Annotated in this window: 6 protein-coding genes; all 6 read left to right on the forward strand. The window is 54.5% G+C overall.

Annotated elements, in window-relative coordinates; genetic code table 11:
- The first annotated feature begins 2 nt into the window (after positions 1-2).
- Genes treS through treY form a run of 6 tightly spaced genes read left to right on the forward strand, consistent with a single transcriptional unit; the run spans position 3 to position 15,044 of the window.
- Positions 3-3,461, forward strand: a complete 3,459-nt coding sequence (gene treS, locus HAV38_RS09480; protein ID WP_245182297.1) for a maltose alpha-D-glucosyltransferase — start codon at positions 3-5, stop codon at positions 3,459-3,461.
- On the forward strand, positions 3,454-5,829 hold the full coding sequence (gene glgB / locus HAV38_RS09485) for a 1,4-alpha-glucan branching protein GlgB (RefSeq protein ID WP_168054800.1): 2,376 nt from the start codon (positions 3,454-3,456) through the stop codon (positions 5,827-5,829). The genes treS and glgB overlap by 8 nt, the downstream gene beginning before the upstream one ends.
- Positions 5,829-8,111, forward strand: a complete 2,283-nt coding sequence (gene glgX / locus HAV38_RS09490) for a glycogen debranching protein GlgX (RefSeq protein ID WP_168054801.1) — start codon at positions 5,829-5,831, stop codon at positions 8,109-8,111. Before glgB ends, glgX begins: the two co-directional genes overlap by 1 nt.
- Positions 8,108-9,913, forward strand: a complete 1,806-nt coding sequence (treZ, locus tag HAV38_RS09495; RefSeq protein ID WP_168054727.1) for a malto-oligosyltrehalose trehalohydrolase — start codon at positions 8,108-8,110, stop codon at positions 9,911-9,913. Before glgX ends, treZ begins: the two co-directional genes overlap by 4 nt.
- Positions 9,910-12,246: a 4-alpha-glucanotransferase gene (gene malQ / locus HAV38_RS09500; RefSeq protein ID WP_168054803.1), complete on the forward strand. Its 2,337-nt coding sequence runs from the start codon at positions 9,910-9,912 to the stop codon at positions 12,244-12,246. Before treZ ends, malQ begins: the two co-directional genes overlap by 4 nt.
- Positions 12,243-15,044, forward strand: coding sequence for a malto-oligosyltrehalose synthase (gene treY, locus HAV38_RS09505; RefSeq protein ID WP_168054805.1), 2,802 nt, complete (start codon positions 12,243-12,245; stop codon positions 15,042-15,044). The genes malQ and treY overlap by 4 nt, the downstream gene beginning before the upstream one ends.
- Positions 15,045-15,131 lie beyond the last annotated feature (87 nt).

Consider the following 15,131-nt stretch of genomic DNA (forward strand, 5'->3'; position numbering starts at 1 on the left):
GCATGGTCCCAATATTAAAAACCGCACAAGTTATTACCGAAAAGCCTGCGATGCAGGCACCGGTTGCTCACACCGAGATAGCGGCAAAGCTGCCAACGGATGCCACCAGTGTGACGCACAGCCAGCGTTTTATCGACGATCCTCTTTGGTATAAAGACGCGGTCATTTATCAGATTCACGTCAAATCTTATTTTGACGCAAATAATGACGGTATCGGCGACTTTCCCGGTTTGATTCAAAAGTTGGACTATATTGCGGCGTTAGGCGTCAATACTATCTGGTTACTCCCGTTTTATCCCTCACCGCGGCGCGACGATGGATATGATATTTCCGAATATTGTGGCGTCCATGCTGACTACGGCAGCATGGAGGATACTCGACGCTTTATTGCTGAGGCGCACCAACGCGGCTTACGCGTCATAACAGAATTAGTCATTAACCATACCTCTGATCAGCACCCATGGTTTCAGCGCGCGCGAACTGCTCCGGCTGGCTCGGAGGAACGTAACTTTTATGTGTGGTCCGATAACGATCAGCAGTACGCAGGCACCCGCATTATTTTTCTTGATACGGAAAAATCTAACTGGACCTGGGATCCTGTGGCTAATGCATTTTTTTGGCATCGATTTTATTCGCATCAGCCAGATCTGAATTTTGATAACCCGCAGGTATTAGCGGCAGTGCTGGAAGTCATGACATTCTGGCTTGCGCTTGGTATCGATGGATTGCGTCTGGATGCAGTACCGTATCTGATAGAGCGAGAAGGAACCTCGAACGAGAATTTAGCAGAGACGCACGCCATTCTGAAGTTGATCAGGGCCGAGCTGGAGCGCAAATTTCCTGGCCGCATGTTATTGGCTGAAGCCAATATGTGGCCAGAGGATGTCCAACAATATTTCGGTGATGATGATGAGTGCCACATGGCGTTTCACTTTCCGTTGATGCCGCGCATGTTCATGGCACTGGCGCAGCAGGATCGCTTTCCGATGACCGATATTTTGCGCCAGACACCCGATATCCCTGCGGATTGTCAGTGGGCCATTTTTTTACGCAATCACGACGAACTGACGCTGGAGATGGTGACCGATAAAGAGCGCGATTACCTTTGGAATTTTTATGCGCCGGACTTGCGCGCTCGCATCAATATGGGTATCCGCCGCCGCCTCGCACCATTGCTGGAAAGAGACCGCCGCCGGATCGAACTACTCAACAGTTTTTTGCTGTCAATGCCCGGGACCCCGGTAATTTATTACGGCGATGAAATCGGTATGGGCGACAACGTCCATCTCGGCGATCGTGACGGGGTGCGCACGCCTATGCAATGGACGCCTGATCGCAATGGTGGTTTTTCGCGGTCCGATCCGGCGTGGCTGGTGTTGCCCACGCTGATGGATTCGCTGTATGGATATGAAGCCATCAATGTCGAATCGCAGAATGCCGATCCTCATTCGCTACTGAACTGGACCCGCCGTATGCTGGAGGTACGCAAACAGCATCGTGCGTTCGGTCGCGGAAAATTGACCTTAATTTATCCCAATAATCGCAAAATATTTGCCTATCTGCGGGAGTACGATGATAGCGACGATGGTGGTATTGACGAGACCATTTTATGTGTCGCTAATCTCTCGCAGTCGGCGCAGGCGGTGGAGTTGGACCTGGCCACGTTTGCAGGGCGGATACCGGTCGAAATGCTGGGCGGGGCCGCCTTTCCGCCTATCGGGCGGAACAGCTATTTGCTGACCTTGCCGCCTTATGGATTCTATTGGTTTGCGCTCGCATCTGAGGCCACCATGCCATCCTGGTATGCGCCTACGCAGGAACCGTTGCCGGAATACGCGACGTTAGTATTTCGTGGTGGCGTCGAGGATATCCTTAAAGATCCGCAACGCACAATTCTGGAAAAGCAGGCTTTGCCCGCCTATCTTCCGAAGCGCCGCTGGTACGCCGGAAAACAGGAAAAGTTACGCGCGGTCCGAATAGTCTCAGCGGTGTTATTACCGCCATCCGAGGCCCGCCCGCGCGCATTGCCCTTGTTACTGACCGAACTTGAAACCGAGACAGCGGCCGGCGTCGATCGCTATATGATGCCGCTTGGTTTTATTCGTGAAGAAAACGTCGTCAGTGCGTTGCTGCAGCAATTATCTTTAGCACGTGTTCGGCGACATCGCGATGTGGGCTTGCTGACTGATGCGTTTACGCTGGATTCATTGCCTTACTGCATCATTGAACAAATGCGCGTCAACGCCACCCTTACTTCTGCCTTTGGGGAGGTGCGCTTTATAGCCACCGCTGCGCTTGAGAACATTATGATTGCCGACGATGCGGTGATCCGGCGTATGAGTACCGAGCAGTCGAACAGTTCGCTGGTGATAGATGAAAAAATCGTTTTGAAATTGCTGCGCCGACTTTTCCCCGGCACCCATCCAGAAGCAGAAATGGGGCGCTATCTGACCGAACTAGGCTACGCCAATACCCCGGCGATGCTGGGCGAGGTGGTCGCCACCGACACCGACGGCGCAGTCAGGACGCTCATGGTGCTGCAACGCTTTATTCATAATAAGGGCGATGCCTGGGAATGGGTAATGGACACGATGGCGCGCTTGATCCAGCAAATTATCAGCGTTGAAGCAGAGCTGGTTCCGGATGCCGCAACGGAGACAGCGCCGGATGCCATGCATGAGCTGACTGATTTTTCTGAATTACTCGGCGTGCGGTTGGGTGAACTGCATGCTGCGCTGGCGAGGCCAAGTGAAAACGCGGCGTTTTCTCCGCAAATTGCGACCGCCACCGACATTGATGGATGGAAGGAGCGGGTGGGCCAGCAATTGGCAAGCGCGCTGGATTTGGTGACGGCCAAAAGTGACTGGCCGAATGAGGATACGGCACGCGAAGCGGCATCCCTGCTGGCATTGAGGTCGCGTCTGGTTCAATTGATCACGCGACTGGCTGAAGCAGGTATCGGTACCAACCTGACGCGTATTCACGGTGACTTTCATCTCGGGCAGGTGCTGATGGGGCAGGGTGACGTCTACATAGTCGACTTTGAAGGCGAGCCTAATCGTCCCATGCAACAGCGGCGGGAAAAAGCTAGTCCATGGCGCGATGTCGCCGGCCTGTTACGTTCGCTGGATTATGCCGCGGCCTTTGCAGACAATGCCGGTCCGGGCGATCTGGGAGCGGTCGCGATGGAACGCAAGCGGCAATTTCTGGGGATTTTCTCTCCATTGTGTCAGAGCGCATTTTTAGATGGCTATCGCAGCGCCCTGCAAGCCGCCGACGCGCAGCTCCCGCAGGCGACCGAAACGGCACTGATTGGCTTGTTCACGTTAGAAAAAGCGGCATATGAAGTTTGTTACGAAGCCGCGAATCGGCCCTCATGGTTGCCGGTCCCGATTCACGGAATGCTGCTGATTGCGGAGCGCCTTTTAGACAATATCACGGAGGTAAACGCGCATGACTGAACCCGGCATAACCATGCCTGATCCCCACGCTGGTACGAACGTAAATGGACCAGTACCATCAACCGCACTGATGGCATCCCTTGACGCATTGCTGGCGGGCCGACTGGGCGATCCGTTTTCTTTTCTGGGCGCGCATCAGGAGCAGAATGAAACCGTGGTCCGGACCTTTCAGCCATGGGCGCGCAGGGTGGAAGTATTGAGTCCGCAACGCACATCTTTAGCTAGTCTGCACATGGTGGAGAACGCGCATGGTGCGACTGGATTGTTCGCCGGTGCGGTGCCCGGCCTCACTCCGGATGCGCGTTATATTTTGCGCATTTACTGGGGCAATGCGAACAGTCCACTCTGCACGCAGGACACGGAGATCGTGCAGGAGACTGAAGATCCCTATTCTTTTGGGTTATTGCTCAGTGAATTTGATGTGCATCTTTTGGCGCAGGGGCTGCATGTCGAACTTGGTCGTTGCCTCGGCGCACAACCGATGGAAGTGGATGGCGTGAGCGGTACGCGCTTTGCGTTGTGGGCGCCCAATGCGCGACGGGTATCGGTCATTGGTGACTTTAACTTATGGGATGGACGACGGCATCCGATGCGCTATCGGCATAGCGCCGGTGTGTGGGAACTGTTTATACCTCGCGTGATGGCGGGGGCGCGTTACAAGTATGAACTTGTCGGTCCGGATGGAGCGTTGCTGCCGCATAAGGCTGATCCGATAGCGCGCGCAACGGAGTTGCCGCCTGCGACGGCGTCGGTGGTGGCTTCGGCGCTCCCATTCGTCTGGAACGATAAAGCCTGGATGGCAGAGCGTGGCGAGCGGCAGGTCGCTACCGCGCCGCTGTCGATTTATGAACTGCACGCGGCATCATGGCTGCGCATTGCCGGGCAGGGTAATCGGCACCTCGACTGGAAAGAACTTGGCGAGCGCTTGATTCCTTATGCGATGGAGATGGGATTTACGCATATCGAACTAATGCCGATTATGGAACATCCATTCGGCGGCTCGTGGGGATATCAGCCACTCAGTCAATTTGCACCCAGCGCACGCTTTGGCACGCCGGAAGAGTTTGCGGGTTTTGTCGATGCTTGCCACGTTGCCGGGCTGGGCGTCATTCTGGATTGGGTGCCCGCACATTTTCCGGCGGACGCGCATGGATTGGCGCAGTTTGACGGTACGGCGTTATACGAGCATGTGGATCCGCGCGAAGGTTTTCATCAAGACTGGAATACGCTGATTTTTAATCTGGGCCGTAACGAAGTCAGCGGATTTTTGATCGCCAGCGCGCTGGAATGGCTGGTGCATTTTCATGTCGACGGATTGCGGGTGGACGCGGTCGCATCAATGCTCTATCGCGACTACAGTCGTAAGCCGGGTGAGTGGACCCCGAACATCCACGGAGGGCGTGAAAACCTTGAATCCGTGGCATTTCTTCAAAAACTTAATCAAACAGTGGCAGAGTATTGCCCCGGAGCGCTGATGATCGCCGAGGAGTCAACCGCTTGGCCTGGCGTCACCACAGCGGTCGAGGAGGGTGGGCTGGGCTTTACCTATAAGTGGAACCTTGGCTGGATGCATGACACGTTGCGGTATATGGGGAGCGATCCGTTATTCCGGCGTTTTCAGCATCACGATATGATTTTCGGCCTTCTATATGCATTTACAGAACGATTCATATTGCCGATATCGCATGACGAGGTGGTCTACGGAAAAGGTGCGCTGCTAACCAAAATGCCAGGCGATGAATGGAAAAAACGCGCCAACCTGCGTGCGTATTTCGGTTTCATGTGGACCCACCCCGGGAAAAAATTGTTATTCATGGGTTCCGAGTTTGGCCAGCCAGCTGAGTGGAATCATGACCGCTGTCTCGATTGGGATTTATTGGATAACCCGAACCATCGCGGCATTCAGCGGACGGTGCGCGACCTGAACCGATTGTACGCCGCGCATCCTGCATTACACACGTCGGATTGCCGTTCTGAGGGCTTTTCATGGATAGTCGGCGGCGATAGCGCGAATAGTGTATTGGCCTATTCGCGTCATGCTGACCTAAATGTTTCAGATGCGCCGCCGCTATTGATTATCTGCAATATGACGCCAGTGCCGCGGTATGGCTATCGGGTCGGCGTGCCGCAATCAAGCGACGGCGAACCGGCCTCATCGGTTTGGCGAGAAATATTTAATAGCGATGCGGCGATTTATGGCGGTAGCAATCTCGGTAACGCCGGATCGGCACGATCGGAGCCGGTTGCAAGCGATGGACTGGGATTTTCTCTGGAGCTGACATTGCCGCCGCTCGCCACCATTATCTTGCAGCAAGGGCAGAGCAAAAGAAGCGTAATAAGTGAAAGTGCGGAAAAAGGACAAGAATAATGGCCTATTATTTTACCGATCAACTCATGCCCGGTTCACCTTATCCGTTGGGGGCGTCGTTCGACGGACTGGGGGTAAACTTTGCCGTGTTCTCCGCCAATGCGGAAAAGATTGCGCTATGTCTGTTCGACCCCGCAGGTCGAAAAGAAATCAAGCGACTGATGTTGCCAGAGTGTACCGACGAAGTGTGGCACGGCTATTTGCCGGATGCCGCCCCCGGATTACTTTACGGCTATCGCGTCTATGGGCCATACGATCCGTTGCGTGGTCACCGTTTCAACCCTTTCAAATTATTGCTCGATCCTTACGCCAGGCAACTCTTTGGTACAGTGCGCTGGGCCGACGCGCTATTTGGTTACCGGCTTAATAATGCGCGGCACGATCTGAGTTTTGACAAGCGCGATAGTGCGCCTGCGATGCCAAAATGTATGGTTACCGATCAGGGCTTCAATTGGGGTAATGATCGCTTGCCAAACGTCCCTTGGTCAAAGACCTTCATTTATGAAGCGCACGTGCGCGGGGTTTCAATCATGCGCGAAGATTTAAGGCCACATGAGCGTGGTACCTTCGCGGCACTCGCCGATCCCCGCTTTATCGATCATCTATTAAAACTTGGTGTCACCACGCTTGAGCTACTGCCGGTACATGCATTTTTACAAGACCGGTTTCTGATTGAAAAAGGTCTGCGCAATTACTGGGGCTACAACACGATGGCGTTTTTTGCGCCCGAGCCAACCTATTTATCCAAAAATTCCGTAAATGAAATGCGGGTGGCAATCAGGCGGCTGCACGCTGCTGGCATTGAAGTGGTGCTCGATGTGGTCTACAACCATACCGCATGCGGTAACGAACGTGGACCCACGATGTCGTTTCGCGGCTTGGACAACGCCAGTTATTTCCGCCTCATTCCGGGCGAAGAGCGCTTCCATATTAACGACACCGGGTGCGGCAATACGCTTAATTTGTCGCATCCACGAGTTCTCCAGATGGTAATGGATTCATTGCGCTATTGGGCGGAGTCGTTTCACGTTGACGGCTTTCGGTTCGACCTTGGCGTCACGCTGGGACGTGAAGGAACAGGGTTTGATCCCGGCTCCGGGTTCTTCGATGCGATTTTGCAAGACCCGGTCCTGTCGCGTTTAAAGCTTATTTCCGAACCTTGGGATATCGGACCCGGCGGCTATCAATTGGGCAATCATCCTCCCGGTTTTGCCGAGTGGAATGATAAGTTTCGCGATGGCGTGCGACGATTCTGGCGCGGCGATGCCGGTCAGCGCGGTGATTTGGCGGGACGCTTAAATGGCTCCGCGGATTTGTTTGATCGGCGTCACCGACGGCCATGGGCCAGCATTAATTTTCTCACATCGCACGATGGTTTTACGCTGCGCGATGTTGTCAGCTATGCAGAAAAACATAACCAGGCGAACGGCGAAGAGAACGATGGTCATAACGAAAATTTGAGTGCAAACTGGGGTCTGGAAGGACCAACGGACGATCCGGATATTGTTGCCTTGCGGGACAATATATCGCGTGCAATGTTGGCGACGCTAATGTTTTCGCAGGGAACGCCGATGCTGGTGGCGGGTGATGAATTCGGTCGCACGCAACACGGTAACAACAACGCCTATTGTCAGGATAGCGAGATTTCGTGGGTGGACTGGGGTCTGGCGCAAGACCATGACGGTAAGCAATTAATAAAATATGTAGGCAAGTTAAGTGCGTTGCGCGAAGATTTTCAGGCGCTTCAATCCGGGCGGTTTTTTCATGGCGAGCATCAGGTGAACGCCATGGGTGCCGCCATTGAGTGGTTCGACGAACGTGGCGAGGTGTTATCGGAAGACGCCTGGAAAAATCCAGAAGCACGGGCGCTGGCGGTGCAACGTGCAACGCTGAAAGCCGACGGTAAAGTGGAAACGGTATCAATGTTCATTAATGGCGGCCCGGCCCCAATGGATTTCCATTTGCCCCTGGCACCCGATTCTTCCCGGCAGGTGATTGGCGGCGACGGAGATGCCGCCGCCAACGCACCATCGAATGACCGCGAGAGTGCTGAATCGAAAAATGACGACGCCGTTATTGACCAAAATGCCGAAGAAAGCAATGAGAAAAACGGAGAGTTCGACACCTCGATTGCACCCCGATGGTTTATGTTGCTAGACAGTTCCAGACCAGATGGTGCCGGCACACCGATAAACGGTGCGAGCGATGCATCGACAGTCATCCCGGTACAGGCGCACAGCGTTGTCCTGATCGGCAGTCGCAAGCTGGGAGAGCGAAATTGAGCGCGCATTATTCACATCTCTTACCGTTCGGCGCAACGTACATCGCCCCGGATCGGACCACTTTTCGTCTCTGGGCACCGACTGCGGACGGCGTCGAGATTGTACTGGAGCAAGGTGAGGCTGTGCCAATGATCCCGGAATCAGCGGCACATGGCTGGTTCTCGGCAACACTGGCTTGTGGGGCAGGGACGGCCTATCGTTATCGGGTTCAGTCGCGCACCGATGGGTCACTATTGGTGCCCGACCCCGCCGCACGAGCGCAGCAAGGCGATGTCCACGATGCCAGTCTGGTCGTGGACCCTCACGCCTATCACTGGAACCATGCCGACTGGCAAGGACGGCCATGGCATGAAACCGTTTTATATGAATTACACGTTGGCACGATGGGCGGATTTGCTGGTGTAGAAAAGCGATTGCCTGAGTTAGCGCGGATGGGATTTACAGCGATAGAGCTGATGCCGGTCGCCGACTTCCCCGGCGCCCGGAATTGGGGGTATGACGGTGTGCTGCCATTTGCGCCTGACGCTGCGTATGGCACGCCTGAAGATCTTAAGTCGCTGATCGACAGTGCTCATGGATTGGGATTGATGGTTTTTCTGGATGTGGTGTACAACCATTTTGGTCCGGACGGTAATTATCTGGGTAGCTATGCCGCCCCTTTTTTCCGGCAGGATGATCCTACGTTATGGGGTCATGCCATTGATTTCAGGGAACCGGAAGTATCGGATTTCTTCGTCCAGAACGCCCTTTATTGGGTGCACGAGTATCGTTTTGATGGCCTGCGCATAGACGCGGCTCACGCTATTTGCGAACAAGACTGGTTAATTGCGCTGGCGCAAACCATCCGCGCACGCAGTACCGCCATTGCGCCGGAACGGCAGATTCATCTGGTGCTGGAACACGATGGCAATGCAGCACATTTTCTGAAGGATAATTTTAACGCCCAATGGAATGAGGACGGCCATCATGTGTTGCATACCATGCTGACGGGTGAGCGCAACGCCTATTACGTGGACTATACGGACCGGCCAGCAGAAAAACTGGCGCGCTGTCTGGCTGAGGGATTTATCTATCAGGGTCAGTCCTCCGTATTTCGCAACGGAAAGCCGCGTGGCGAACCGAGCGCTGGTTTGCCGCCGACGGCTTTCGTATTGTTTTTGCAAAACCACGATCAAATCGGCAATCGTGCTTTTGGTGACCGTTTGACTACTCTTGCCAATCCGCGCGCGTTGCAGGCAGCGCAAGCCCTTGTTTTGCTAAGTCCACAAATTCCACTGGTATTTATGGGTGAGGAAGTTGACGCCCGCGTGCCATTTTTTTATTTCACCAGTTATACGGACCCGGCGTTAGCCGAGGCGGTGCGGGCAGGACGCTATCGTGAGTTTGCAGCGTCGCATGAATTTGCGGATAAAAAACAGCGCGAGGACATTCCTGATCCTAATGATCCTGCTACCTTCACGCGGTCGATTTTTTCTCAATCTGCACCCGACAATTCGGGCTTGATGGCCGCGTTACTCACGATAAGACATACCCATATTATCCCCCGGCTGAAAGGTGCCAGCGCAAGCGATGCACAGGCGCTTGGACCTGCTGCGGTCGCCGCCCGTTGGCGCATGGGCGATGGTGCGGTATTGGTCATTATGATCAATCTGGATCAGCATCCGGTCGTAATCAGCCTTGAGGGATTGATGCGGCCTGCGGGCGCAGACCTCTTGTTTGCGACTGATGACGCGTTGAAGGGGGTGGCGCGTGGTGAGCTGGAGGGGTACTCAATTGTGGTATTGCTGGAGCCAGCCCCATGACGCCTAAAGACCTCATTTTACTTGCTGAACAGGCTGGCTTGATGACTGGCTGGGCTGACGCGCACGGTGCGCCACACGACGTAGCGCCGACCGTGCTGATGTCGCTATTAGAGGCGGTAGGGTTACCGTGTCGTAGTAATGCAGAGTATCTGGATAGCAAAGCACGACTCAATGCGCAGCAAACTCCGGCAGGTTTGCCGCCGCTATTGACAGCGCAAATTGGTCAGCCAATCAGATTGCCGTTTCAATCGCAATCTTCTGGCGCAACTGCTGGCTCCCGTTTGCACGGTCATGGTTACGAGATTGCGCTGGAAAATGGTGGGACTTTACAAGGGTGTTTCCCCACCGATACCGCCCTGCCGCTGTATATATCTCCCATTCACATCAGTGGATACCATCGCTTACTGGTGGGCGGGGAATCGTCTATATTAGCAGTTGCCCCAACCCGCTGCTACGGCGTGTCCGATGCGCGGGCAGGCAATACCAACCCGGCAAAGCCAGCGAACGACCCTGCCTATCTGTGGGGTTTGGCGGTGCAGCTGTATAGTTTGCGGCGACACGGGGACGGTGGCTTAGGCGACTTCACCGCGTTGAAAATGTTGGCGTGCGATGCCGCGCAACAAGGTGCGGCGGCGCTGGCTATCAGTCCGGTTCACGCCATGTTCAGCGCTGATCCGGGTCGCTACAGTCCCTACGGCCCGTCCAGTCGGTTGTTTCTGAATGCATTCCATATTGATCCCGCGGCGGCGGCCTCGCACTATCCTGACGGGCCCGCGATTGAAACCGATTTCAGTTATCGGGGACAGGAACTACCCGACTTGGAAAACCCGAGCGCGGTATTAACGGCTGCATCCGGCGCGCAACCTGAAGGCGGTCCATTGATCGACTGGTCTGCCGCTGGCACCGCTCGACTCGCATTGTTACGTGCTGCGTATTCGAGATTTTTGCAGGGTGGACCGAGTGGGCCAAGTAGTGCGTTCGAGACTTTCTGCCGGGATGGTGGAACCGGTTTGCAAGATCATGCGCGTTATGAAGCACTGCAGGAATGGTTGGCCTTTCAGATTGGTGGTGACAATAAAAATTTTTGCGACTGGCGCCTATGGCCAGCGGACTACCGCAATCCTCGTAGCTCTGCTGTCACGGAATTTGCGCAACAATATTCCCAGCAGATTGGCTTCCATCTCTTTTTACAATGGCACGCCGCGCTGGGATTAGCTGGCGCGCAACTTGCCGCACGCGATGCAGGAATGCCGATAGGCTTGATTGCCGATTTGGCGATTGGGGCAGAGCGTGGCGGCAGTCAATCGTGGAGCGAACAATCAGAGATGCTCAACGGCTTGTCGATAGGCGCGCCGCCGGACCTGCTCAATGTGGTGGGGCAAAACTGGGGACTGGGCGCTTATTCGCCTTGGGGGCTTCAGGCTAGTGGTTTTCGTTCTTTTATCGCGATGCTGCGTGCCTGCTTTGTACACGCAGGCGGGGCGCGGATCGATCATGTTCTGGGGTTGGCGCGCCTTTGGTTAATACCAGAGGGTGCCAGCGCGCGCGATGGTGCCTATTTACGTTATCCGCTCGAAGATATGTTACGTCTGATTGCGCTTGAATCCTGGCGTCATCGTGCGATCGTGATTGGGGAAAATCTGGGGACGGTACCGCCCGGATTTAACGCCCGTCTCGCAGACATAAATCTGCTGGGAATTGACGTGCTGTGGTTTCAGCGCGATGGCATGCGCTTTGTGACGCCGAAGGCATGGTCAGCGACTTCCATCGCCACCACTACGACACACGATCTCCCGACTGTGGCTGGCTGGTGGACCGGCACGGACATAGGCTGGCGCGCCCGACTCGACTTGTTGGGGGGGAACGCAGAGGCCGATGAGACTATCCTGCGCGCGCAAGAGCGCCGGGAGCTATGGCAAACTGCAACAGAAAACGGATGTGCCACGGGAAGCATGCCACCGTCAACGCTGGAGGGCGCGCCAATAGAAGCGGCCTTGCGCTTAGTCGGATCGGCACCGGCGCCCCTTGCGCTGATACCGCTTGAGGACATGCTGGGTTTGGCTGAGCAGCCGAACCTACCCGGTACGGTCGAACCCGTGATGGAGGTAGTGAGGGAGGTGGCAAACGAGGTAGTTAACGAGAGGCTCGTCGCCGCTAGTCATCCAAACTGGCGACGACGCCTGCCGGTGGATGTTGCACATTTATTGCAAGGCCCGGCCGTGCAGACTTACCTGAACGCATTAAAACGCGCGCGTGCTGCCGTGACGCATGATGCCGCGTTGAATCCACCCTCAGCCGCGTTTTCGGGCGACGGTAATAAGGAGTCATCATGACTATTCCACGTGCTACCGTGCGGCTTCAATTCAATGCTGGTTTTACTTTAGACGATGCCACGGAGCTGGTCGATTATTTTTCCGCTTTAGGCATTAGTCACATTTATGCATCACCCTTGCAAACCGCGCAACCCGGCTCCATGCATGGCTACGATATCATTGATCCAAGGGTCGTCAACCCGGAAATAGGCGGCGAGGCCGCCTTACGACGTCTGGTGGCGCGGTTGCGTTTAGCAGATATGGGCCTGATACTGGACATCGTTCCGAACCATATGGGCGTGGCTGGAAGCGGTAATGAATGGTGGCAAAGTGTCCTTGAATGGGGACACGAAAGTCCGTATTTTGACTGGTTCGATATTGACTGGGAGTCTGAAGATCCACTATTGCGTAACAAGGTATTGCTACCGATTTTGGGCGAAACGCTGGAGCAGGTGACACGCGCATCCCAGATTACTTTACGTTTTGATGAAACAGACGGACGCATTTTTGCTGTTTATGCGAGCCATCGCCTGCCGCTTTCGGTGCTGGATTATCCTGTCATTTTGCAGGCTGCTGAGTCGTCTGCTCTGGCACCGGTGATTTATGCATTTGAACAGGTCGGTGCGATTGCATCGAGTGCCAAAGAGCAGAGGATACAGCAAGCCAGCGTGGCATTAGCGATGTTGGTAAATATCAGTCGTAGCGAAACCGGCATGGCGGATATCTGCAAAGCGATGCGGTCTTTTTCGCTACAGGACGAACAGCGCGACGATTGTCTGCAGCGCTTACTTGAGCGTCAGCACTACCGTTTGACTTGCTGGCGTAACGCAGCCCAACAACTTAACTGGCGACGTTTCTTTGAGGTAAGTGAATTGGCTGGCCTTCGGGTCGAAAAGCCAAGTGTTTTTGAGGCCAGTCACGCGCTGGTGTTTCGCCTGTATACGCAGGGCTTGATCGACGGGGTACGCGTCGATCATGTCGACGGACTGGTTGATCCCGCGGGTTATTGCCGGACGTTACGTTCGCGGTTGCAACAGCTTACCGCACGTCGGCCGGCTTTTTTGACCACGCAAGCGCCTTACATTGTGATTGAAAAAATTCTCGCATACGATGAAACGGTGCCCCTTGAGTGGACCGTGGATGGCACTACCGGTTATGAATTCATGGACCAGGTGGGCGCATTAATGCATGACCCTAACGGCGCACCGCCGTTGACTGCTTTATGGACGGAGTGGAGCGGTGTTGATCGGACCTTTGATGAGGAAGTCGGGCTGGCGCGCCGTCAGTTGTTGAACCTTAACCTGGCGACAGAGTTTAATGCATTAGCACGTTTATTGCATCGCATTGCGCAAGCGAACGCTAGCACCAGTGCTGGCAACAGCAACAAAGCCAATGTATATTCGCTCACGTCGATAATGCGGGTATTGACTGAAATATTGGTTTCTTTTCCCGTATATCGCACCTACGTCGATGCCAACGGGTGTAATGAGACCGATCGCCAGCGTCGTCATCAGGCGATGTGCGGCGCCCGTAAAACATTAATGCCTGCCGATCATGCCTTGCTGGAAAACGTCGGCGGTTGGCTTGGCGGCAACCATCCATCTGATGCGAATCAGGCTGTGGTGGAATTATGTGCGAGGGCGGTGCGACGTTTCCAGCAAATTACGCCGGTACTGACTGCCAAATCAGTGGAGGACACGGCTTTCTATCGCTATGGCCGATTGTTGTCGCGCAACGAGGTTGGTTCCAATCCCGCTCGATTCAATATCTCGGTGCAAGAATTTCATCGCCGTTGCATTCAACGGCTACAGCAATTTCCGCACAATTTATTAGCCACCGCAACGCACGATCACAAGCGCGGAGAAGATGTGCGCGCAAGGCTCGCCGTATTGAGCGAAATACCGGACGAATGGGCTGACACCGCACGGAATTGGCAGCGATTAAATCGCTCGTCTGGTCATATTGCACCAATTGGCGCTGATGAACTGATGCTGTATCAGATGCTGGTGGGGGCCTGGCCGATAAATTTGCAGCCGGATGACCGGGTCGGAATTGAACAATTTTGCAGCCGGATTGCTGGCTGGCAAACCAAAGCATTGCGCGAGGCTAAACAGCGGTCGAACTGGTTCGACCCTGATCCAGACTACGAGGCGACCTGCGAGAAGTTTCTGGTCGGGATACTCGCTGATCAGCAGTTTTTGCAGGCAGTGGTGATATTTGTAAAGCGGCTTTCAATGGCGGGTCTGGTCAATAGTTTGTCTCAAACTCTCCTGAGGATGACGACGCCAGGTGTCCCCGATTTGTATCAAGGAACGGAGTGCTGGGATTTTAGTCTGGTCGATCCAGATAATCGCAGTCTAGTAGATTATGCTGTACGCCGCCAGATTCTTGCATCTACAGACGCCACTATTAATTTGAATAATTGGGAAATTGGTGCGCCCAAACTACACATTATTCGAAGAACTCTGGCGTTACGACGACGCGCAGCAACGTTATTTGCTTATGGAAAATACGTCCCGCTTTCTGTGAGCGGATCCAGAGCGACGCAGGTTGTGGCTTATTTACGAAGTTATCAAGGGTCGGATGTGTTAGTGGTGGCACCGCATTTGGTGGCGGCTTTATTGTTCGATGCAAAGCTGCCAATGATCAACGTGGGCGATTGGCAAGATACGGCGATTATCTTGCCGCCCGAGTGTGCGGGCGAGTGGACCGATTTATTTTCGGCAAAAACATTTATCACCGACAACGCGCCGGTTAGTGTGGCTGCACTACTGGGCGTGCTGCCTGTGGCATTGTTGTGGCGTGAACAAGTTTTATAGCGCCGGTCCGATGTAATGTTTGTTTGGGCCGTAGAGCTTGTAGTCCCTTACTGTCAGTGCTGACAGCGAGTTCCGACGTCAATATAG

Source organism: Glaciimonas immobilis (assembly GCF_011947285.1).
GTDB classification, from domain to species: domain Bacteria; phylum Pseudomonadota; class Gammaproteobacteria; order Burkholderiales; family Burkholderiaceae_D; genus Glaciimonas; species Glaciimonas immobilis.

Excerpts from the sequence above, each read along its gene's own strand:
- treS (WP_245182297.1), top strand. The coding sequence starts at position 3 with ATGGTCCCAATATTAAAAACCGCACAAGTTATTACCGAAAAGCCTGCG.
- glgB (WP_168054800.1), top strand. The coding sequence starts at position 3,454 with ATGACTGAACCCGGCATAACCATGCCTGATCCCCACGCTGGTACGAAC.
- glgX (WP_168054801.1), top strand. The coding sequence starts at position 5,829 with ATGGCCTATTATTTTACCGATCAACTCATGCCCGGTTCACCTTATCCG.
- malQ (WP_168054803.1), top strand. The coding sequence starts at position 9,910 with ATGACGCCTAAAGACCTCATTTTACTTGCTGAACAGGCTGGCTTGATG.
- treY (WP_168054805.1), top strand. The coding sequence starts at position 12,243 with ATGACTATTCCACGTGCTACCGTGCGGCTTCAATTCAATGCTGGTTTT.